This is a genomic window from Devosia sp. (assembly GCF_028290645.1).
Lineage (GTDB): Bacteria > Pseudomonadota > Alphaproteobacteria > Rhizobiales > Devosiaceae > Devosia_A.
Map to the genome: position 1 here is coordinate 1 of NZ_JAQGJL010000105.1, position 21,069 is coordinate 21,069.

22 protein-coding genes and 1 tRNA gene are annotated in these 21,069 nt (G+C 65.6%); 10 read left to right on the forward strand and 13 right to left on the reverse strand.

Annotated features, from left to right (window positions below):
- The 3 genes from JWQ89_RS06030 to ugpC all read right to left on the reverse strand — a co-directional run.
- Positions 1 to 823 (reverse strand): sugar ABC transporter permease (locus JWQ89_RS06030; RefSeq protein WP_299639295.1); only part of this gene is annotated, 823 nt, incomplete at its 3' end.
- A 70-nt stretch (positions 824 to 893) separates the two neighbouring features.
- Positions 894 to 2,159, reverse strand: coding sequence for an extracellular solute-binding protein (locus JWQ89_RS06035; RefSeq protein WP_299639296.1), 1,266 nt, complete (start codon positions 2,157 to 2,159; stop codon positions 894 to 896).
- Positions 2,160 to 2,197: 38 nt separating this feature from the next.
- Positions 2,198 to 3,313, reverse strand: a complete 1,116-nt coding sequence (ugpC, locus tag JWQ89_RS06040) for a sn-glycerol-3-phosphate ABC transporter ATP-binding protein UgpC (protein WP_299639297.1) — start codon at positions 3,311 to 3,313, stop codon at positions 2,198 to 2,200.
- 257 nt (positions 3,314 to 3,570) lie between these two features.
- On the opposite strand from ugpC, the gene JWQ89_RS06045 reads away from it, so the two are divergent.
- Positions 3,571 to 4,224, forward strand: coding sequence for a GntR family transcriptional regulator (locus tag JWQ89_RS06045; RefSeq protein WP_299639298.1), 654 nt, complete (start codon positions 3,571 to 3,573; stop codon positions 4,222 to 4,224).
- Between the two features lie 26 nt (positions 4,225 to 4,250).
- On the opposite strand, the gene JWQ89_RS06050 is transcribed toward JWQ89_RS06045, so the two are convergent.
- From JWQ89_RS06050 to JWQ89_RS06060, 3 genes are all read right to left on the reverse strand, one after another.
- On the reverse strand, positions 4,251 to 5,570 hold the full coding sequence (locus tag JWQ89_RS06050; protein WP_299639299.1) for a mandelate racemase/muconate lactonizing enzyme family protein: 1,320 nt from the start codon (positions 5,568 to 5,570) through the stop codon (positions 4,251 to 4,253).
- Positions 5,571 to 5,592: 22 nt separating this feature from the next.
- Positions 5,593 to 6,516 carry a dihydrodipicolinate synthase family protein gene (locus JWQ89_RS06055; protein WP_299639301.1) on the reverse strand — a complete coding sequence of 308 codons (924 nt, stop codon included), beginning with the start codon at positions 6,514 to 6,516 and terminating at the stop codon, positions 5,593 to 5,595.
- Positions 6,517 to 6,729: 213 nt separating this feature from the next.
- The gene (locus JWQ89_RS06060; RefSeq protein WP_299639302.1) at positions 6,730 to 7,281 is read right to left on the reverse strand and encodes an isoprenylcysteine carboxylmethyltransferase family protein; all 552 of its coding nucleotides are present in this window, start codon (positions 7,279 to 7,281) and stop codon (positions 6,730 to 6,732) included.
- Between the two features lie 166 nt (positions 7,282 to 7,447).
- Between JWQ89_RS06060 and JWQ89_RS06065 the strand changes: the two genes are divergently transcribed.
- Positions 7,448 to 8,314 (forward strand): alpha/beta hydrolase, encoded by an 867-nt coding sequence (locus JWQ89_RS06065; protein WP_299639303.1) that lies wholly within the window; start codon positions 7,448 to 7,450, stop codon positions 8,312 to 8,314.
- 6 nt (positions 8,315 to 8,320) lie between these two features.
- Here the strand turns inward: JWQ89_RS06065 and JWQ89_RS06070 are convergent, their stop codons facing one another.
- The 3 genes from JWQ89_RS06070 to JWQ89_RS06080 form a co-directional block, all read right to left on the reverse strand.
- On the reverse strand, positions 8,321 to 9,697 hold the full coding sequence (locus JWQ89_RS06070; RefSeq protein WP_299639305.1) for a cytochrome P450: 1,377 nt from the start codon (positions 9,695 to 9,697) through the stop codon (positions 8,321 to 8,323).
- A 254-nt stretch (positions 9,698 to 9,951) separates the two neighbouring features.
- Positions 9,952 to 10,028: transfer RNA gene (locus JWQ89_RS06075), tRNA-Met, on the reverse strand.
- A gap of 142 nt (positions 10,029 to 10,170) precedes the next feature.
- On the reverse strand, positions 10,171 to 10,950 hold the full coding sequence (locus JWQ89_RS06080; protein ID WP_299639307.1) for a hypothetical protein: 780 nt from the start codon (positions 10,948 to 10,950) through the stop codon (positions 10,171 to 10,173).
- Between the two features lie 134 nt (positions 10,951 to 11,084).
- Here JWQ89_RS06080 and JWQ89_RS06085 point away from each other — a divergent pair, with 134 nt between their 5' ends.
- The 3 genes from JWQ89_RS06085 (at position 11,085) to JWQ89_RS06095 (ending at position 13,088) form a co-directional block, all read left to right on the forward strand.
- A complete protein-coding gene (locus JWQ89_RS06085; protein ID WP_299639308.1) occupies positions 11,085 to 12,122 on the forward strand; it encodes an aldo/keto reductase in 1,038 nt (345 codons plus the stop codon).
- Positions 12,123 to 12,213: 91 nt separating this feature from the next.
- Entirely contained in the window at positions 12,214 to 12,336 is a 123-nt protein-coding gene (locus JWQ89_RS06090) for a hypothetical protein (RefSeq protein WP_299639309.1), read from the forward strand.
- 65 nt (positions 12,337 to 12,401) lie between these two features.
- Positions 12,402 to 13,088, forward strand: coding sequence for a DUF599 domain-containing protein (locus JWQ89_RS06095; protein WP_299639310.1), 687 nt, complete (start codon positions 12,402 to 12,404; stop codon positions 13,086 to 13,088).
- A gap of 65 nt (positions 13,089 to 13,153) precedes the next feature.
- Here the strand turns inward: JWQ89_RS06095 and JWQ89_RS06100 are convergent, their stop codons facing one another.
- A complete protein-coding gene (locus tag JWQ89_RS06100) occupies positions 13,154 to 13,441 on the reverse strand; it encodes a hypothetical protein (protein ID WP_299639311.1) in 288 nt (95 codons plus the stop codon).
- 191 nt (positions 13,442 to 13,632) lie between these two features.
- Positions 13,633 to 14,910 (reverse strand): tetratricopeptide repeat protein, encoded by a 1,278-nt coding sequence (locus tag JWQ89_RS06105; RefSeq protein ID WP_299639312.1) that lies wholly within the window; start codon positions 14,908 to 14,910, stop codon positions 13,633 to 13,635.
- Positions 14,911 to 15,112: 202 nt separating this feature from the next.
- Here JWQ89_RS06105 and JWQ89_RS06110 point away from each other — a divergent pair, with 202 nt between their 5' ends.
- The 3 genes from JWQ89_RS06110 (at position 15,113) to JWQ89_RS06120 (ending at position 16,382) form a co-directional block, all read left to right on the forward strand.
- Positions 15,113 to 15,403, forward strand: a complete 291-nt coding sequence (locus JWQ89_RS06110; RefSeq protein WP_299639313.1) for a (2Fe-2S)-binding protein — start codon at positions 15,113 to 15,115, stop codon at positions 15,401 to 15,403.
- Positions 15,369 to 15,854, forward strand: coding sequence for a bacterioferritin (gene bfr / locus JWQ89_RS06115; protein WP_299639314.1), 486 nt, complete (start codon positions 15,369 to 15,371; stop codon positions 15,852 to 15,854). The genes JWQ89_RS06110 and bfr overlap by 35 nt, the downstream gene beginning before the upstream one ends.
- Before the next feature lie 117 nt (positions 15,855 to 15,971).
- Entirely contained in the window at positions 15,972 to 16,382 is a 411-nt protein-coding gene (locus JWQ89_RS06120) for a VOC family protein (protein WP_299639315.1), read from the forward strand.
- 343 nt (positions 16,383 to 16,725) lie between these two features.
- Here JWQ89_RS06120 and JWQ89_RS06125 read toward each other — a convergent pair whose 3' ends face one another.
- Positions 16,726 to 17,685, reverse strand: coding sequence for an aldo/keto reductase (locus tag JWQ89_RS06125; protein WP_299639317.1), 960 nt, complete (start codon positions 17,683 to 17,685; stop codon positions 16,726 to 16,728).
- Between the two features lie 140 nt (positions 17,686 to 17,825).
- On the opposite strand from JWQ89_RS06125, the gene JWQ89_RS06130 reads away from it, so the two are divergent.
- Positions 17,826 to 18,671, forward strand: a complete 846-nt coding sequence (locus tag JWQ89_RS06130) for a hypothetical protein (RefSeq protein WP_299639319.1) — start codon at positions 17,826 to 17,828, stop codon at positions 18,669 to 18,671.
- Between the two features lie 15 nt (positions 18,672 to 18,686).
- On the opposite strand, the gene JWQ89_RS06135 is transcribed toward JWQ89_RS06130, so the two are convergent.
- Positions 18,687 to 19,691 (reverse strand): alpha/beta hydrolase, encoded by a 1,005-nt coding sequence (locus JWQ89_RS06135; RefSeq protein WP_299639321.1) that lies wholly within the window; start codon positions 19,689 to 19,691, stop codon positions 18,687 to 18,689.
- A 125-nt stretch (positions 19,692 to 19,816) separates the two neighbouring features.
- Between JWQ89_RS06135 and JWQ89_RS06140 the strand changes: the two genes are divergently transcribed.
- Entirely contained in the window at positions 19,817 to 20,872 is a 1,056-nt protein-coding gene (locus JWQ89_RS06140) for an ATP-dependent DNA ligase (protein WP_299639323.1), read from the forward strand.
- Positions 20,873 to 21,069: the final 197 nt, after the last annotated feature.

Here is a 21,069-nt window from a genome sequence, read left to right on the forward strand (position 1 = left end):
AGTCGCCCATCCGGAAGGCGTACTGGAACGCCATCTGGTTGAGCGACCAGTCGTTCTGCGCAAACTGCGGGCCCGCGAGCCCCATCAGTTGCGGCTCGACGAAGAGCTGCAGCCCGCCGGCCAGCGACAGGATCCCCATCAGCACCAGCGAGCGCCAGATCATCGGCAGCTTGATCCGCGTCGCCAGTTGGAACCGGTTGGCGCCATCGATGCGCGCCGCCTCCATCACCTCGGTGGGCAGGCTCGAGAGCGCCCCCCCGAACACCACGATCCAGCCGCCCGACGCCGAGAAATACGCCATGATGGAAAAGATGCCGGCGACTCCGACGCCCGATATCACATCGGCCCGGGTATCCCACCCCACGCCGTGCAGCACAGGCTGGAACGGGCTGACCGAGGGGTCGAGCACAAACAGCCACAGCACCACGATCGCCGACGAGGTCACCGCACCGGGAAGGAAATAGATAGTCCTGAGCGCATTCGCCGTCCGCCGCCCGACGCTGTCGAGCATCAGCGACAGCGTGGCAACGCCGATCACCGTGATCGCCACCCAGATGGCGACGAACCAGATGACGTTGGCCGCGCTCTGTGGCACGCGGAAGTCGTTGAAGACGAAGTCATAATTGGCGAGCCCGTAGAACGCCATCTCGATGGTGTCGACGAAGCTCAGCCCGAACGCATAGGCGACGGGGAAGATGCCGAACATGGCGAGCAGCAGCAGGTAGGGCAGCAGCAGCAGGTACGACATGCGGGTGTCGCGCCGAGCCTTCTGCTTCTCCTTGCGGGCGCGGTCGCTCGCCACCACCCTCACGTCAGATGCCATCGCTGTTGCGCCCATTGCTGCCCCTCGGTCGGCCGGGCGCGCCCGAAGACGCGCCCGGCCAGTCGGTTGCTTACTCGACCTGGTAGCCGTTGAGCTTGGCGAGGTTGACGAGCTCGGTCTGCAGTGCCGGAAGCGCTGCCTCGACGGTGCCGCCGGTCGCAACCGACTGCGTCACGATCTTGGCGATGGCGTCGGCGACGATGATGCGCAGGCTGGTATAGCCGGGATGGCTGTACGCAGCTGCCGCGACCTGTACGTCGAACACGTCCGGGGTGGCATAGTAGGCGTCGGCCTTGAGGCGCGCGCCCCAGGCGAGCGAGGACGGCTGGTGGGCCGGCAGGGTCACCGCGTTGGTCTGGTTGGCGACATCGGTTGCCATCCACTGGATCAGATCAACGACTTCGGCCGGATGCGGAGTGTCCTTCCAGCCGCCATAGGTGCCACCGCCCCAGCTCCATGTCAGCGGCTGGGTCTGGTCGTCCCACTTGAGCGGCAGCGCGTCGGCAAGCTTGCCAGGCGCCCATTCATAGGTCGGCTTGATCACGTATTCGCCAAACCAGGTCGGGCCCACCATCAGCGGCACCTTGCCGCCCTTGGCGAGGTTGACGAAGTCGGGCTCGAACACGCCGCTCTTGGAGAGGCTGCCATTGGCGACCATCGCGTCGATGAGGCGCGCCGGCTTCAGGCACTTGTCGGTGGTCAAATCGATCTTGAGCGTATCCTCCTTGCCTTCGACCGGCATCGCGAGGTCGCAACCGTCGGATACGAGGAAGGCTTGCAGCAGGCCGGATTCGGTGGCCGAGCCCAGCACGTAGCCCTGCGGTCCGAGCTCTTCGCCCAGCTTCTGGAACTCTTCCCAGGTGGTCGGCAGGGTCTTGCCGAGCTGTTCCATCAGCGGCTTGTCGTACCAGACGATATCGTGCGCCAGGTCGTTGCGGAGGCACAGCAGCTTGCCGTTCACGTGGCACGGCGAATTGCCGTTCGGGTAGAACTCGTCCTGCAGCGCCTGCGGCACCTTGTCGGTCAGGTCCATGAGATAGTTGGAGCGGCGGGTCGAGAGCTGCGCCGTGTAGCCGATATCCGACATGAAGATCACGTCGGGAATCTCGCTCTTGGCCTGCAGCGCCAGCTGGATCTTGGCGATCAGATCGGCCGGCGCCACGGTGGTGACGTTGAGCGTCACGTTGTCATGCGTCTTGTCGTAAAGGTCGAACATGGTGAGCCGCGGCGTGTCCGACCAGACGTTCAGCGTCACGGCGTCCTGCGCCATCGCGGCGCCGGCCATGAGGCCGAGGCCCAAGCCGCCGGCAAGTGCGGCGGTCCTCAAACAAAGCATTAGTCTCTCCTCCCTGTTGTTCCGGCTTTTCGCCGGACTTACCTCCCGGCCGCCGACGCCATCACGGCGCCCGCAGCGTCGAAGACATGCACCTGGGCGGGCCGCAGCCCGACCCGGACCTCCTGGCCTGCCGCGAGTTCGGAATGGCCCATCACCTGCACGGTGATCACCTCGGGCGTTCCTCCATCGAGATAGGCGAATGTGATGTTGCCGAGCCGCTCCACCGACTCGACCTTGGCCCGCAGCGCCGTCATTCCGGGCGGCACCGCTTGCCCCGCCGAAATCACCTCCAGCGCCTCCGGGCGCACCCCGACGGTGACGGCGTCACCCGCCCCCGCGCCGTTCGCGGCGAGTTCGAGCTCGGCCCCGGCGCTCGAGTCGAGGCCCAGCGTTGCCTTGCCGCTGCCGGTGCTCAGTACCTTGGCCGGCAACAGGTTCATCTTGGGAGAGCCGATGAAGCCGGCGACGAACAGGTTGTTCGGCCGCGCATAAAGATCGAGTGGCGCCCCCACCTGCTGGATGCGGCCGCTGTCGAGCGCCACGATCCGGTCGGCCAGCGTCATCGCCTCGACCTGATCGTGCGTCACGTAGATCATCGTGGTGCCGAGCTCGCGGTGCAGCCGCTCGATCTCGAGCCGCATCTGCACCCGCAGCGCCGCATCGAGATTGCTGAGCGGTTCGTCGAACAGGAACACCTTGGGGTTGCGCACGATCGCCCGCCCGATTGCGACGCGCTGGCGCTGGCCGCCCGAAAGCTGCGCCGGCGAGCGCCCCAGCAGCTCGTTGAGCCTCAGGATCCGCGCCGCTTCCTTGACCCGCTTGTCGATCTCGTCCTTGGAGAAGCGCGACAGCCTCAGGTTGAAGGCGATGTTGTCGTAGACATTCATGTGCGGGTAGAGCGCGTAGGACTGGAACACCATCGCGATGCCCCGTTCCGACGGCTCGGCGAAGGTCACGTCCTGCCCGTCGATCAGGATGTCGCCCCCGCTCACCGTCTCGAGCCCGGCGATCATCCGCAGCAACGTCGACTTGCCGGAGCCGGATGCGCCGACGAAGACCACGAACTCGCCCTTGCCGATGCTGAGGTCGATGCCCTCGATGACGCGGACCGCCCCGAACGACTTGCTGACGTTCCTGAGTTCGACAGCGGCCACTCTAGCGGCTCCCGATCGCGCAGCCTGATCCCACCAGCTTCATGATCTCCTCCCGTTGAGATATTAATGGGCGTCAAAAATATCTCAAGTCAAGCTGCGGTAGCTCCAAAATCCTTGGAGAGCGCCGTCGAGACGCCGGTCAGGATATATCGACATCGTGGGGAACCTGGGTGTTCCCTAGGTTTATCGTGAGATTTCCAAAGGCGGCGTTGATATACTAAAGTTGCGAAAACGCCTGCTCTCGATTCCCGGTGAAAATGTCCGACGTCCGCCAAGACAATGAAGGTTACCGCCGCTTCCGCGAGGCCATGCAGGCCGGCACGCTCGAAGCCGGGATGGTGGTGACCCAGAACGAACTCTGCGACGTGCTGGGGCTGTCGCTGTCGCCGCTGCGCGAGACGCTGGTGCTCCTCGAGGAGTTCGGCCTCGTCGAGATCAAGCCGCGCGCCGGCATCCGGATCGTCTATCCGGAGGTGGCGTTCATCCGCGAAAACTACCAGTTCCGCATCATGATCGAGATCTATGCGCTGCGCAGCTTTTCCGACACCGTCACCGCGGAGTGGCTGGCCGGCATGCGACAGAGCCACGAGGAATGCCGACGGCTACTCGCCGGCGGCGGTCCGGTCGAAGAGGCGCAGGCCGCTTTCCTCGCCCTCGACGGGCGGATGCACCATGAGATCGTCGCCTCGCTGGGCAATCGCGCCATTCTCGATACCCACATGCGCCTGCAGGAAAACATCCGCATGGCCCAGCGTGTCCACCGCCGCCCCGGCTTCCGCGGCTATTTGATCGACACGATCGACGAGCACATGCAGGTCATCGCCGCCCTCGAGCAGCGTGACCTCGCCGGCGCCGTTGCCGCAATGGAAGCCCATTTCCGCGCCTCGACGCACCGGACCTTCGCGGCCTAGGAGCCGCGCGCCACGCGACCTCGGGGCTATTCGGGCCAGCGGTTGTCCGGGCGCCAGAAGCCGAGCTTGGGCGTGTTCCACTCATCGGTCGGCAGGAACATCGTGCCGGGAGTGCGGAGGTTCTCCTCGATCGCATCGAGGTTGAGGTCGATGCCGAGGCCCGGCCTTTCCGGCACCTTCACGTAGCCGTCCGCCATGTAGTCCGGGTCGAGCCCGGTGACGAGGCCTTCCCAGAACGGCAGGTCGAGGCCGTGATGCTCGCAGGCGACGAAGCTCGAGATCGCGGCGGCGGTGTGGATATTGGCCATGAAGCCGATGGGCGAGCCGGCACAATGGAGCGCCGTCGGCAGCCCCTCCTCCTCGCCGTCGTCGGCGATGCGCTTGGTCTCCATCAGCCCTCCCGACGACAGCAGGTCGGGGTGGAGGATGTCGTAGGCCCGCGTCCGGATCGCCTCACGGAAGCCGTCGCGCAAATAGAGGTTCTCGCCCGCAGCGATCGGCGTCAGCAGCGCATCGGCGACCTTCTTGTGGCCCGGCGTGTCGTAGAACGGCACCGGGTCTTCCATCCAGGCGAGATTGTACTTCTCGAGCGCCTTGCCGAGCCGGATCACTTCGTCGGCAGTGAGGTACCCCTCGCCGAAATGATCGACGCAAAGCTGCACGCCATTGCCGACCGAATCGCGCACCATGGCGACGACATTGGCCGCCGCCTCGATGCTCTCCTCGGTGAGTTTGACGCCCCGCCCGGCCATCGGCGCCTTGAACCACTTGCCGGATTCATAGGGGATGTCGAACTGCGCATCATGCCCGATCAGCGGGTTGTCGCCGGTTTCGAACAGGCTGGGGCGCAGGTCGAACTTGATGAAGGTGAGCCCGCGGTCGCGGCGGCTCTGCACCGCCCTGACGAAGTCCTCGGGGGTCGGGTTGTCCGGCGTCGGGGTATCGCCGTAGAGCCGGACCTTGTCGCGATATTTCCCGCCAAGCAGCTGGTAGCAGGGCACGCCGTAGACCTTGCCGATCAGGTCCATGAGCGCAATCTCGATGCCGGACACGCCGCCGCCCTCGCGGCCCCAGTTGCCGTAGCGCTTGATGGCGCGGAAGATCATGTCGACATTGCAGGGGTTCTGCCCCAGCAGCATCGACTTGAACTGCAGCGCGTTGACCGCATGGCCGGCATCGCGCACCTCCCCGAGGCCGTAGACGCCCTGGTTGGTGTCGATCCTGAGGATCGGATAGTCGTAGTTCGCCGCCACCACCGCGAGCCGCATGTCGGTGATGCGGAGCTCGGTGGGGCTCGAATGGGTGTCGATGGCGTTCTCGATCCGCCCAAGCTGCTGTTCGGTCATCTGGCTTTCTCGAAAATGGGCTTCAGCGGCGGTGCGTGTAGGCCGGGAGCATGAATTCGGTGAGGTCGTCCATGATGGCTGCCGCTTCCGCGCGGGCATGGCCGTCGAGCGGCCGGTAGCCGGACTGGCGGACCGCGGCGCTGCCGATGACGCCGCGCATCTTCAGCACTTCCTTCATCAGCGGCATGCCGTAGCTCGCCTCGAGGTCGAGCAACGGCAGCAGCCGCTGGAAGATGTGGCGGGCGCGCTTGTTGTCCCCGGCCTCGATGGCGTTCCACAGCGCCACATGCACATCGGCAATCTCGCAGGCCGGCATGGTGCCGGAAACGCCGTGGCGCAGCTCTTCCATGAAGGTCTTGCCGGCACGGCCGCCCATCACGCCCTCGAGCCTCGCGCCGGCGAGCTGGATGATCTCGCCGACGGTCTGCGCCGGATAACCGGACTCCTCCTTGACGAAGCCCGCATTGGGCAGCTCGTTGACGAGTTCGGCGAGCAGCGCCGCACTCATCGATGAAGCCCCTTGCCCGCTGACGTTCTGCAGGACCAGCGGCAGCGACGTCGCCGCCGACAGCGCGCGGTAATAGGACTTGATGTCTGCGACGGTCGAGGGATGGAGGATCGGCGGAAGCGCCATGATCGCGTCGGCGCCGATGCGCTCGGCGTGGCGTGCGTAGTCCGCCGCGATGCGGTAGTGCGGCGCCGACACCGCGACGATGGCGGGCACTCTGCCTCTGGCCGCGCCGACCACGATCTCGGCGGCGCGCCTCCGCTCCGCCTCGTTGAGATAGCCCCCTTCGCTGGCGAGCGCATTGGCGACAACGCCATGCACGCCGGCCGCGAGACAGAACTCCATGGTCCGCTCGAGTGCCGGCTCATCGAGCCCGAAATCCTCGGTGAACGGCGTCGTCACGATGACGAAGATGCCGCGAAAACTGCTGCGATCCATTATTCCCCTCGCAAGGACCGGCGGCGCAAGGCATCGGTCCCGGCCCTGTCGAGGGCGGCCAACAGCGCTCCGATCCTGATATTCCTCCTCGTGACGCGAGCGGCGGCGGGCGATAACCCCCCCGCCGACGCGTCACGGGCGAACGTGCGAGATGGCACCCAAGCTGTCAACACCGACCATTGTCGGTCGGCCTGAGGGTCGCTCCAACGGCGGCTAGCCGTTGAACTTGGGCCAGAGGAAACCGGCGCGCTTGCGGTAGTTGCGGTATTCGTCGGCGAGCGGCGAATTCTCGAACTTCCGTTCCTCGCCCAGCGCCGCCGTGACGTAGATGCAGCCGATGACGGCCAGCGGCACGAGGCCTAGCGGATGCCAGGTGGCCAGCGTCCAGCCGGTCCAGAACGTCAGGTAGGAGAGATAGAACGGGTGGCGGACGTGCTTGTAGGGCCCGATCGAGATGAGGCCATGCGGCTTCTTCTCGTCGAAGGCGAGGAGCAGGCGCGCCTCGCGCGAGGCAAAGATCGCCGCCCAGAACAGGCCCAGGCTTCCGGCCATCAGAACGATGCCCGCGGCCTTGGCCAGCATGGGCTGTTCAACGGTCCACTGCAGATAGAGGTAGCTGGCGAGGCTGAGGATAACCACGGCCGAGATCAGCATTGTGCCGGGGGGCACCTTGGCGGAGGCGAAATGCGCCCTCAGCGACCAAGTGTACTGCGCTACTATGGCAATGCCGAGCGCCGATATGATCGCGTCTAATAGAATTTGCATGCAATGGTCCACTTCATTTGAAATAAGAGCTGTCCGATGGATGCAACGGGGCAAAAGCCCGGGGCGCCTGTTCCTGCGGCCTTTATGGTTTGTTCACCCTTGGCGTACACGTGGTATAGAGGGTTCTGGATCATGTTGAAGCCCAATTTGCCAAAGGGCCAGCTACATGAAAGCCGTCGACACTATTCTCCACACAAAGAATGCTCGCATCTGTGTGCGCCAGTCCGCCGGTACCGGCATGCCGGTGCTGCTGCTGCATGGCTCGGGGAGTAGTAAGGACGTCTTCGCCAAGCAGTTCGCCCACCCGATGGCGGACAATTACCACCTCATCGCGCTTGATCTGCCCGGGCATGGCGAGTCCTCCGACGCGGACGATCCGAAGACAGCCTACACACTTGGCGGCTTTGCCGACACGGTTGGCGAAGTCCTCGACCAGCTCGGCGTCCGTCACGCGGCGGTGTTCGGCTGGTCGCTCGGCGGGCACATCGCCATCGAACTGTTGCACGCGAACCCGGCGGTCGCCGGCCTGATGCTGACCGGCGCGCCGCCGGTTTCCCACGGCATGCTGGCCATGCTGCGCGGCTTTCACACCGGCTGGGATCTGCTGCTGACCTCGAAGGGGGCGTTCACGCCCCGCGACGTCGAGCGCTTCGGCCGGCTGTGCTACGGCGACAATGTCGAGCCGGCCTTCCTCGATGCCATCCGCCGCTCGGACGGCCGCGTCCGCACCACCGTGTTCAAGGGCCTGATGCGCGGCGAAGGCGCCGACCAGAAACGCGTCGTCGAGGAAGCCGTGGTTCCCATTGCAATGGTCAACGGCGCCAACGAGCCATTCGCGCGTCTGGGCTATGTCGACAGCCTCTCCTACCGCACGCTCTGGCACGAGCATTGCGAGGTCATCCCCGGGGCTGCGCACGCCCCATTCCTCGAAGCCCCCGATGTCTTCAACCCGCTGTTCGAGACGTTCGTCGCCGATGTCGGTCGCCACAGCGCGGCGGCCGAGAATCGTGCCCGCGGGGCCCGGAGCGCCTGACCGGCATCAGTTGCGCCGCTTGAGCCGCGCCCACACTTCGCTCGCTGGGCGCAAGGTCAGCGTCGGGAAGGGCACCAGCGGCTTGGTGCCGTGCTGCTCCAGCCGGTAGCGCCGGCAGATGGTAGCAATGAGCAACATCGCCTCCATCATCGCAAAGCGGTTGCCGATGCAGATGCGCGGTCCGCCCCCGAACGGGAAATAAGCAAAGCGCGGCAGTGTCCGGCGCAGGTCGCCCGACCAGCGCTGCGGCTTGAAGGCCAGCGGATCCTCGTAATACGCGGGGTTCCGGTGCACCGCCCAGGAACTCATGTAGACCGTCGTCCCGGCCGGCACGTCGTAATCGCCGATCCGGCAATCCTCCTTGGCCTCGCGCCCGATCGCCCATGCGGCGGGATAGAGCCGCAGCGTCTCGATCACCACGTTCTCGGTGACCTTCAAATGCTGCAGGTCCTCGTTGCGGATCGGCCGATCGCCGACCGTCGCCTCCACTTCGGCGGCGATCGCATCCTGGATCTCGGGCTGCTGGCTCAGCGCGTAGAAGGCCCAGCACATGGTCAGCGCAGACGTCTCGTAGCCGGCCAGCAGCATGGTCAGCACTTCATCGCGCAGCTGCGTGTCGGTCATCGGCTTGCCGTCGTCGTCGCGCGCCGCCATCAGCATCGAGATGAGGTCGCCCCGGTCATCGCTGCTGCCGCGGCGTTCGTCGATGAGTCGCGCCACCACCCCCTCGATGGCCGCAACGCCCCGGCGATAGCGGATATGGCCCGGCAGCGGCACGGCGTCGGGGATAAGGAACAGCCGCGAGTAGCGGCGCGAAATCTCGGCGAGAATGTCGCCCATCGCCTGCTCGATGACCTTTACATCCGCCTCGACCTCGGCGCTGAACATCGTCTTGGCGGCGATCTTGAGCCCCAGCGCCATCATCTCGGGACGCAGGTCGATGACCGTGTCGTCGGGCCAATTGTCCAGCATCTTCTCGGTGAGCTGGGTCATTGAGGTGTCGTAGCTCTTCAGCCGATCCCCGGCAAAGGCCGGCGCCGCGAGCTTGCGCTGCCGCTGCCAGAACTTGCCTTCGCTAGTGAAGAGGCCGGTGCCAGTCAGCAGCGCCACATGCCGCCAGAAGAACCGGTGCTTGGTGAAGTTTTCGTGCTGCTTTACCAGCACCTGCTCGATCAGGTCGGAGCCGTTGAGCAGCACCGTCGGCCAGGCGCCCAGTTGCAGACGAACGATCTCGCCATATTGTGCGGACCATTTCTCGAACGCGCCAAACGGATCGAGCCCGATATCGAGCAGGTTCCCCAGCACGGGCAGCCCCTTGGACATCGGCGCGATGCGTGCCGGCGGAAGGGACGCCGTCAATTCAGCACTGCCAGCTTCACTCATCTATGACCCCTTCAATTGCCCAATTCAAAAGTGTGCTTGAACTGTAGCTTCGCGCCGGCGCCGGAGCCAGTGGGATTCCACTACGCGGATAGACTTGGGACCTCAGTCCGGACTGTCCCGCGCAGCAAGTCATGCCGGAATAAGACAAGGTTAGCTGCATTGCCACGAACAGCAAAAAGCCCGCCGAACTCGAGGTTCGCGGGCTCTTGGCAATCTATTCAGGCTTTTCGGACTCTCCCGAAATATGGGAGACTTGGTTGCGGGGACAGGATTTGAACCTGTGACCTTCAGGTTATGAGCCTGACGAGCTACCGGGCTGCTCCACCCCGCGCCAACTATATCCAAGCCTTGGCTTTTTGCGTCCTTTGTGTGCGGCCATCGCCGCGACGCAAGGGGTATATAGGCGGTGAACCCGGTTACCTCAAGGCAAAAAGCGCTGGGCGTGACAGTTTTTTGACCTGCCCGCCGGACCCTTACTTTTCGGGCAACGGCGCTGCTTCTGAGGCCGGCCTGGCCCGGCAGCCGATGCCCAGTTCGCGATAGAGCTTGTTGCCGGCGGCGACCAGTTGCGCCCGGGCCACTTCGAGGCCGCGCCGGCTGGCCCGCGGCCCCAGCGCCTCGGGGCGCTTGCCGACGTCGCCGGAGAGTTTTTCGAGGTAGGGGACGAAGAGCTGGATGCTCTGCATGGACGCAATCACGTCAGGGCATTTGCGCGATATGCCCGCGGCCACGGCGCCCGCGAGGTTGGCGTCGGCCGCCTGACGCGCCTCGATCACCGCCTCGGTGTACTCGGCGGTCTCGATCTTTGCGGGCTTGGCGTAGCGCGGCTCGCCGACCTTGTCGGCCGGAGTCTCGAAGTGCACGCAGCGCCGGCTCAGCCATTCCTCGGCTCTCACCCGCGCGGCGAAGGTGAGAACCCGCGACTGCACCACGTGCGCCCTGAGCGGCAGCACGTCCTTGGCGGGCTTGCCGGCGAGGGTAGCGTTCACCTCGGCGAGCAGCCGATAGCCGAGCGCGAAGGAATTTGCGGCGCGCGTCAGCTCGAGGCAATCGTTGCGCTGTGCCGCGGGCTCCATTTTCAGCGTGTCCTGGCCCACCGAGGCGGTGACGGCGCCGACCAGCGCCCCCAGTTCCGCGAGACTCATCTGCCCGATCCGGCCGATTTGCGCCTCGTCCTGTGCCGCCGCGGGAGACGCCAGGGCCGCTGCGACGAGAAGGGCGAGGAGGATGAACGGCTGCGGCAGTTTGGGCACGGGCGATATCCTCGTGGATGCGGGGCGCAATCTCTCCGATCCGCGCTCCGGGCGCAACCTCGAGGCAACCTTCGGGGGATTGTCTCCGTGTGGCTCGCCTCATAGGGTGCGCGCCGCATTGAAGGGGCTTTCCTATGAAGACGAAGACACTTGGCCGCACCGACATTTCGGTCTCCGAAATCTGCCTTGGCACCATGACCTGGGGCAAGCAGAACAGCGAGGCCGATGGCCACGCCCAGATGGACTACGCGGTCGAACACGGCATCAATTTCTTCGACACCGCCGAAATGTACGCCGTGCCGCCCGATGCATCGACCTATGGCAAGACCGAGGAGATCATCGGCACCTGGTTCAAGAAGAGCGGCAAGCGCGACCAGGTGGTGCTGGCCTCCAAGGTCGCCGGCGGCGGGCGGCCGTGGGTGCGCGATGGGCGCGGCATCGACGGGCCGAGCGTGCGCGAGGCGGTGGAGGGGAGCCTGCGCCGGCTGCAGACCGACCGGATCGATCTCTACCAGATCCACTGGCCGCGCCGCGGGCATTACCACTTCGAGGGCTCGTGGGACTACAACCCCTACACCCAGCACAAGGAGAGCGTGATCCCCAACATGCTCGAGGTGCTGCAGGTGATGGGCGAGTTGGTGCGCGAGGGTAAGATCCTGCATTTCGGCCTCTCCAACGAGACCGCCTGGGGCACCATGCAGTATTTGAAGCTGTCGGTGGAGCTGGGCCTGCCGCGCGTGCAAACCATTCAGAACGAATACAATTTCCTGCGCCGCTACTACGACATGGACCTCGCCGAACTGGCTTTCCACGAGGACGTGGGGCTGCTCGCCTACTCGCCGCTGGCGGCGGGCGCCATCTCGGGCAAGTACCTGGGCGGCATGCTGCCGGAGGGGACGCGCGGCGCCGTGTCCGGCTCCGCCTACCGTAACAACCGCTACACCGAGCCGGCGATCCGGGCCTACATGGCGCTGGCGGAAAAGCACGGGCTCGACGTCTGCCAGATGGCCATCGCCTTCTGCCTGACCAAGCCCTTCATGACCTCGGTGATCATCGGCGCCACGACGATGGACCAGCTGAAGGTCAACATAGCTGCCGCAGATTTAGAGCTGTCTGACGCGGTGCTGAACGAGATCCAACAGATCTTCATGCGTTTTCCGCGCACGCTTTGAGGTGCTGGGTTGCGCGGCCGGCGCGCGCTGACCCCCACCCCTGTCCCCTCCCCTCAACAGGGGAGGGAGAACCTCACACTTCATTCTGCGCATGACCCGTACCGAGCGCGACGCGGCGGTGCTGGACGGCAAGTGGCCTGCTCCTCCCGAGCAATCGCGCGACCCGGTCGAGGGCATGCGCTTCGTCAGCCTGTTGTCGCCACCTTTCATCTGAGGCGGTCGCCAAGCGCTGCAGCGGCGCTATAAAGGGAGCACCCGACTCTTCGAGGCTCCCGGCGCATGCAGTTGTTCGCGACGCTTTTCCCGCTGATCTGCTGGTTCGGCTACAATTTCGGCGTGCCGCTGCTCGAGCGCAAGCGCCCGTCGCTGTCGATGATCATGTCGATGCAGCGCCGGCGCTGGGTGGCGAACGCAGTGACCCGCGACACGCCGATGGACGCCATCCTTGCCGGCAACCTGATGGGCTCGGTGAGCTTTCTGGCTTCGACATCCGTGCTGCTGATCCTCGCGGTGTTCACCGCCTTCGGCAACCTCACGGCCCTGACCGATGCGCTGGCGACCGCGGGCATCCGGGCGAGCTATGCGTCGCACGACGTGCAGGTCCACCTGTTCGCGACGCTCGCGGTGTTCGTCGTCAGCTTCTTCGCCTTCACGCTGGCGCTGCGCCAGTTCAACCATTTCTGCATCCTGATCGGCGCCATCGATCACTCCGGCCACACCTCCCACGACGAAGTCGACGCCATCGCGCAACTCAACACGCTCGCCGCCAGGAACTTCAACAACGGTATCCGGGCGTACTACTTCGCTGTGCCGATGGTGGCCTGGTTCGCCAGCGAATGGCTGGCCATCGCCGCGAGCATCATCACCGTGGGCTTTATCATCCACCGCGAATTCTTCTCGAGCGCCCACCGCGTGGCCGCCTCGGTGGCGGTGCTGGCCAGCCGGCGGGAGAAGGAGCACGGCTGAGGGGAACCGAACGCCCCCCCGACCACCGAGTCCGGATTGGCCCGCAATTGCGGGCGGCAACATCGCTATTCGAAGCAGTCCGCGATGCTGTCGGCGCCCTTGGGCTTCACGTTGGCATGGGCCCGCGCCACCTCGTTGGCCGTGGCCGGGGTGCACTGGTCGTTGCCGGCAAACGGGCTGCCCTGGCCGGGAGCGTGGTCGGGGACGACATGCCCGGCCTTGTTCGTGATCACCCCCGTCACCGGGTTGACGGACAGGCCGCCGGACTGGGTCGCCTGGAACAGATGGTCGTCGGCATATGCCGGCCCCACCAGGAGCGAGGCCCCGACGTAGAGCAACAGAGCGAGCTTCATCTTGCGTCTCCTCAAAAAGCCCTCACCGCGTCAACATCATTGAGGGGGGAGCTATTCCATCGCGCGGGTAAACTGTCCGCGATCCCGAGGCGCCCGAGATGGGAGCCTTCGCAAGAAGCGTAGGTGGACGATCGGGTCCCAGCTTTCGCCGGGATGATCCCGAGATTGGACGAAGCGGCAGAGGACTGCCGTCAGTTGTCGATCTTGCTCGGCGGATAGGTCTTCACCGGCGATTGGGTCGGAGCACTGAGCGCCGCCTCGAGCCGCCGTTGATTGTCGGCGCCCAGCTGATAGCCGAGCTCCGCGGCCTGCTGGTAGAGGGCCAGCGCATGGGCTGTGTCGCGCGCCACCCCGAGGCCGTTCTCGTAGAAATGGCCGAGATTATTGAGCCCGATCGGATTGTTCGCGGCCGCCGCCCGCTGGGTGAACTCCAGCGCCTTGTCGAGATCTTTGACCCCGCCGGCGCCCTCGAGATACATCCGGCCCAGGTTGGCTGCCGCGTTGGAGTTCTGGCTCTCCGCCGCCTGGCGATAGTATTGACGGGCCAGCGCGAAATCCTGCGCCACGCCGATCCCGTCCTCGTAGAGCAGGGCCAGATTGACCTGCCCCTGAGCGATGCCGGCGTCGGCCGCCTGCCGGTACAGCGCGGCCGCGGCCGCGGCATCGACTTCGGTGCCGTATCCGTTCTGGGTGAGGTAACCGAGCGCGTTTGCAGCAAGCGCGAAATTCCGCTCGACCGCCGCCTGGTAGAGCGCCGCTGCCCGCTGGTAGTCCGGCTCGCCCAGCTCACCGGCCTCGTAGATCCGGCCGAGATTGTACTGCGCGTGGGCATCGCCGAGATCGGCAGCGCGCTGATACCATGCCGACGCCGCGACCACGTCGCGATCGAGGCCGAGACCCTCGGCATACATCGAGCCGAGATTGACCATGGCGCGCGGCAGGCCATGCTCGGCGGCCCGCCGATACCAGCGCGCCGCCTCGGCATAGTCCTGGTCGACGCCCTCGGCGTAGTCGTAGGAAAGCCCCAGGCTGTCGTCAGCCGGCGCGAACCCGGCACTGGCGGCGAGCTGCAGCAGTTCCGCCCCGCGCGCCATGTCCTTGTCGACGCTCTGGCCGACGATCAGCATGTCCCCGAACAGCGTCTGCGCCAGAGCGTTGCCGCCGGCGGCGGCCGATTCGAGATAGGGCACTGCCCTTGCGCCATCACCGCTCGCATTGTGGGCGCGGCCGAGCCAGGCGTTGAGCTGCGCCGATGCCGGGGCCTCCACCAGCGCGGCCGTGCAGACCTCGATGGCCGCTGCGGTATCGATGGCGCTGGAGTCGCGGCCGGTTGCCGCGTAGCCCGCTTCGTACTGGCTCGCCGCGGCCGCGGCGCATCGGTGGAACAGCTCGGAGCCGAGGACAGGAACGGCGCCGAGACCCAGCGCCAGCGTGGTTGCCCCGGCCAGCATCCGTCGCAGCAAACGCATCGCCTCTCTCCCTCCTGCCAGAGCCGATCATACCGCCGGTGTGGGATCGCACCAGCCGCAATGTGCGGCCGAGTGCGCGAGGCAGGCCGGCACGCAATAATGCGGCATTATCTGACATTGACAATCAGGTTTGGGCAGGGCTCAATCCCGCCGACCCAACAGCCACGCCCGCTTTCTGCCCATGCTTGTCTGCCAGTGCAATGTGATCACCGATAAGCAGATCAGGCAGATCGTCACCGGGTTTCTGACCGAGGATCCCTGGCGTATCATCGTTCCGGCGATGGTCTACAACGAGCTCCAGAAGCGCTGCAAATGCGCCGGCTGCGTTCCGAATGTGGTGGACATTATCATCACGGTAACGGAAGAGTACCACCTCCAGATTACCGACAAATCCGCCGAGGCACCGCCTGTGCACGCGCGGCTGTCGGTCATGGGTCGCAAGCGTCCAGGAGTTCGGAATGAAAGGCGAAGCGCAGGTCATCGAGCGGCTTAACGAGGCGCTGTTCCTCGAGCTCGGGGCCGTGAACCAGTATTGGGTGCATTTTCGCATCCTTTCCGACTGGGGCTTCACCAAGCTCGCCCAGAAGGAGCGCGCCGAGTCGATCGAGGAGATGCACCACGCCGACAAGCTGATCGAGCGCATCATCTTCCTCGAAGGCCACCCGAACCTCCAGCGCGTCGCTCCCCTCCGCATCGGCCAGACGATCAAGGAAGTGCTCGAGTGCGATCTCGCCGGCGAGCACGACGCGCGCAAGGCCTACAAGGCGTCGCGCGAACTGTGCGAATCGCTGGGCGACTATGTCTCGAAGAACCTCTTCGAGGAGCTGCTCGCCGACGAGGAAGGCCATATCGACTTCCTCGAAAGCCAGCTGCAACTGCTGAACTCGATCGGCGTTGAGAGGTACGGCCAGCTCAATTCCGACAGCGCCGACAAGGCTGAATAGGCTGCTGTCCCGACGTTCTTCCCAGCCGGCTGCCGACATGGCGGCCGGCTTTTGATTGGCCGCGATTGACATAGGTTCCTGTTTTGTTCACGATTGCGCAACAAGAGGAGGCCCGAAATGCAGTTCCATGCCGGACGCCTGATCGATCATGTGCACATCAACGTCGCCGACCTTGAGAAGGCAGCCGCCTTCTATTCCGCGGTGCTCGAAGCGCTGGAGCTGCCGCCCGGCAACCGGTCGCCCCACGCTTTCCAGTTCGACGAGCTGTACGTCAGCCAGCCCGGGCCCGGCCAGCACATCTCCAGGGTTCATCTGGCCTTCCAGGCGCGCGACGAAGCGATGGTGAAGCGGTTCTACGAAGCGGCGCTCAAGGCCGGCGGCACCGACAATGGCGGCCCGGGCGAGCGGAAATACCATCCCGGCTACTATGCCGCCTATGTGTTCGACCCAGACGGCAACAATATCGAGGCCGTCATCCACGGCAAGGAGAAGCGCTCGGCGGCGTCGATCGTTCGCGAACCGGCGTGAGGGTTCCCCCACGGGCGGGGGGTGGGGGTCCAATGGTGATCGCCGCACCACCCCCTCCCTCAGTCCCTCCCCTGAGGGGAGGGAGGCAATTGAACCCGCAAGCTTCCATCAGGGTGGTGCCGCACCCCTCCCCCTTGAGGGGAGGGGCCGGGAGTGGGGGTCCATCGGTGATCACCGCGCCACCCCTTCCTCAATCCCCCCCTCGAGGGGAGGGAGGCGATGGAACCGCGAGGGGAGAGGTGGATCCCCGCTTTCGCGGGGATGACATCGAGTTTCAGGACAGAGGGCAGCCGGACGGACGGCCGGCGTCTCAACTCCCCGGTCCGTGTGCGGCGTCCCCCAGCTACGCGCGATACGGCGCTTCGAGCCGCGCGATCTCTTCGGCGGTGAGCGTCACGTCGAGCGCTCCGATCGCGTCCTCCAGCTGGCTGAGTTTGGTGGCGCCGACAATCGGGGCCGTCACCGGCTGCTTCTGCAGCACCCAGGCGAGCCCGACCTGCGCCATCTTTACCCCGCGCGCCTTGGCGATCTCCCCGACCACGGCGTTGATGGCGCGGTTCGCCGCCTCGTCCCGCAGGTAGAGCTTCTTGCCGACCTCATCGGTTTCCATCCGCTCGCTGCTCTCGCCCCAGGGCCGGGCGAGGCGCCCGCGCGCCAGCGGTGACCACGGGATGGCGCCGATCCCCTGGTCAATGCACAGCGGCAGCATCTCGCGCTCCTCCTCGCGCTCGATGAGGTTCAACTGGTCCTGCATCGATACGAACCGGGACCAGCCGTGCCGATCCGACGTCATCAGCATCTTGAGGAACTGCCAGGAAGCCATCGACGAGGCGCCGATGTAGCGGGCCTTGCCCGCGCGGACCACATCGTTCAACGCCTCGAGCGTCTCCTCGATCGGCGTGACGGGGTCGAAGCGGTGGATCTGGTAGAGATCGACATAGTCGGTCTGCAGCCGGCGCAGCGAATTGTCGATTTCGCTCAGGATCGCCTTGCGGCTGAGGCCGCGGCCGTTCGGGCCCTTGCGCATCTCGCCATGCACCTTGGTGGCGATCACCTGCTCGTCGCGCGGACCGAATTCCTTCAGCGCCCGGCCCACGATCTCCTCGCTCGAACCGAGAGAATAGACATTGGCGGTGTCGAAGAAATTGATCCCGGCTTCCCAGGCGGCGCGGAGAATGGGGCGGCTCTGTTCCTCGTCGAGCGTCCACTCGTGCGTCCCGCGCTTGGGCTCGCCGAACGACATGCAGCCCAAACAAATCCGGCTGACCTCGAGTCCACTATGGCCAAGACGCGCATACTGCATGATCGCACTCCATTGTTTGCCCTCAAGTTTAGCAGCCGGCAGGGGGGCGCGGGCAAGTCCTGTGCGGAATATTACGTACGCATGGCGGCGGGGCAGAGGTTGCGCTAGTTTGGGCGCGGCTGAGATGGAGGACGCGTTCGATGCTGATCCGGTCGCTCGCAGCGCTGGCGCTGGCTTTGGCCCCGCTTGCCCTTCCCCTCGCTGACGCCCGCCCTGCTTACGCGCAGAGCCAGCAGATCGCGGTGGGCGAATTGATGCGGGCGACGGCGCTCGACGTGGTGTTCAGCCAGTTCGCCGCCACCATCGCCGCCTCGGCCCGCACCGAGGAGATTTCCAGCGACGAGATCTTTCTGAAGCACTGGGAAGCGACGGCGACGACGGTGTTCGACGCCGTCGCGTTGCACCACCGGCTGGCCCAGGCGCTGGAGGGCAAGTTCACCGGCGACGAGCAGGCGGTGCTGGGCGCGTTCTTTCATTCCGATTTCGGCAAGCGCATGACCGTGCTCGAGCGCGACGCGGCGCTGCTCGACCCCGCGGCGCAGGCCGTCGCCATTGCCCGGGGGCAGGAACTGGTCGCCGGCGCTTCGGTGATCCGCCAGACGCAGATCGACTCGCTGATGGAGCTGGTGTCGGCCGAAATCTCGGCCGCGATGGTCGGCCAGTCGGTGCGGGCGCTGCTGCTGGGCCTGTCGGTCTCGCACCAGCAGGGCGACATCGCCGTGCCGTGGCAGGAGATCGATACCCAGGTCGAGGCGATGATGCCCGGGCTGCTCGCCGATGTCGGCCGCACCCAGCGGGCGATGATGGCCTATGCCTACCGCGGCCTCAGCGACGCCGATCTCGACCGATACATCGCCTTTCTCCGTACCCCTCCGGCGCAGAAATTCTACGCCATCGCCGCCTATGCCGTCGGCAGGATCGTCGCTGACGGCATGTCGCATTTCGGCGAGGCGTTTGCCGCGCGGATGAAGAGCGTCAACGTGTGACGCGGGGTGTCGGCGTTACTCGCTCCCCTGCCCGCCATCGATCGGCGCCAGCACGTCGTCCATCTTCTTGATCACCGCGGTCATTTCGGTTTCCGGCGGATCGGGCGTGAACACCGGCCGCGGCGTGCCGGAGGGGAAGGCGCCGAAGGTCTGGAAGAACTCGACCAGGTCGTTGAGGATCGGCATGCGGAACCGCATCATGGCGCCGAGTGCCAGCACCGGCTCAAGATGCCCGAATCCCTCGTAGTACTTCTCGGTGACCCAGACGCCCTGCTCGCGCAGCTTTGCCGCCAGCGCCTCGGAGTTCTGCACCCTGACGATCGGATCGCTGGTGCCGCTGGCAAGGAAGATCGGCGGCGCATCGGCGGTGACGAGGTTCACCGGCTGCGTGCCCTCGGCGCTGGGCGCCGGCCCGAAGGTGTCGCGCACCTGGTCGTACTCGAACGGGTAGAAGTTGTAGGGCCCCGAGATACCGGCGATGGCGCGGATCGGCATGGTGACCTTGTACTCGCGGCGGAACGAGGAATCGAGGCCGAGCATCACCGCGTTGTAGGCGCCGGCGGAGTGGCCGGCGAGGAAGAAGCGCTTCGGATCGCCGCCATACTGGGCGATGTTGTCCTCGATCCAGCGCATCGCCTGCGCGTTGTCCTCGAGGAATTCGGGGTACTTCACTTCGGGCCACAGCCGATAGTCCGCGATCACCGTGACGAAGCCCGCGGCGGCGAGCGCCCGGCCGGCGAACTCGTACTCGAACTTGTCGCCCGCCCGCCAGCTGCCGCCATAGATGAACATCACCACCGGCGCCGGACCATCGGCCTTCTCCGGCTGATAGATGTCGAGCTTCTTGCGCTGCCCGTCGGCATAGGGAATGTCGGCGGTCTTCTTGACGCCCTGGTCCATCGCCTCGGCGATGTTGAAGGGCGAAAAGATCGTCACCTGCGCGACGGCCGGGATCGTCCCGGCAATGGCGAGCAGCAAAACGAGGACGAACCGCAGGGCGGGCTTGATGGGCTTGATCATTGGGGCCGATCTTGATTCCGGAGTCGCGCTTGATGGCCGAGGAACCCGAAGATATTGTGACCAATTGAGGCTGCTGGCGAAATGGCGGCTGGCACTAACCGGCGCGCTGCTGCGTTGTGGCTTCCATGCCGCACCCTAGCTCGAGCAATGTTGTCATCTCCGTCTCCGAGGCGCCGTTCGAGCCGATGGAGGCGCGGCTTGTCGATGAACTGCCGGCCGGGCCGGGCTGGCAGTTCGAGCCCAAATGGGACGGCTTTCGGTGCCTCGCTGTCAAGCGGGCGGGCGAGGTGGCGCTGTTCGCGAAATCGGGCAAGCCGCTGGCGCGCTACTTTCCCGATGTCGCCGAGACGGTGCGCCAGCTGCCGGCCGACGAGTTCGTGCTCGATGGCGAACTGGTCATCCCGGTGGACGGCCGGCTGAGCTTCGATGCCTTGCAGATGCGCCTCCATCCGGCCGAAAGCCGGGTGCGACGGCTGGTGGCCGAACATCCGGCGATCCTCATTGTCTTCGATCTGCCGGTCGCACCGGGCGCAACCGCACTGCTGATGGCGCCCCTCACCGAGCGCCGGGTGGCGCTGGAGCATTTCATCATACCGGGCCTCGCGGGAGTCCGCCTGTCGCCGGCGACGACGGAAAGAGCCGTTGCGGAAGACTGGCTGGCCGGGAGCGGGGTGTCGCTCGATGGCGTCATCGCCAAGCGGCTCGACGCGCTTTATGTGCCGGGCGAGCGGGAGATGCTGAAGGTGAAGCGCATCCGATCGGCGGACTGCGTGGTGGGCGGCTTTCGCTATGGCACCAACAGCAAGCTGGTGGGCTCGCTCCTGCTCGGCCTCTACGATGACGCCGGTCTGCTCAACCATGTCGGCTTCACCTCGATGATCAGCGACAGGGAGCGCCAGCCGTTGACCGAAAAGCTCGAAGCGCTCGCCGGCAACCCGGGTTTCACCGGACGGGCGCCGGGCGGGCCGAGCCGCTGGTCCACCGAGCGAACCGGGAGCTACGAGAAGCTGCGCCATGAGCTGGTGGTCGAGGTGCTTTACGACCAGGTGACCGGCGATCGCTTCCGGCACGGAACGCGGCTGGTGCGCTGGCGCCCCGACAAGGCGCCGCGGCAATGCAGGATCGAGCAGATCACGGGAGCCGGCGACCCGCCGGATCCGTACGCGGTGATGCTGGAATAGCTTTGCGGCACCTAATGCGTTTCATGTTTGGGCGGAAACCTGCGGGCCGCGCCCCCTCTCCCCTTAGGGGAGAGGGTTGGGGTGAGGGGTTCAGCGGTGCAGCGAGCGCTCGTTCTCCGCCTCACCCCTCATCCGGCCTTCGGCCACCTTCTCCCCTGAGGGGCGAAGGGACGGAGCATCAACCGCTTCCGTCAAAC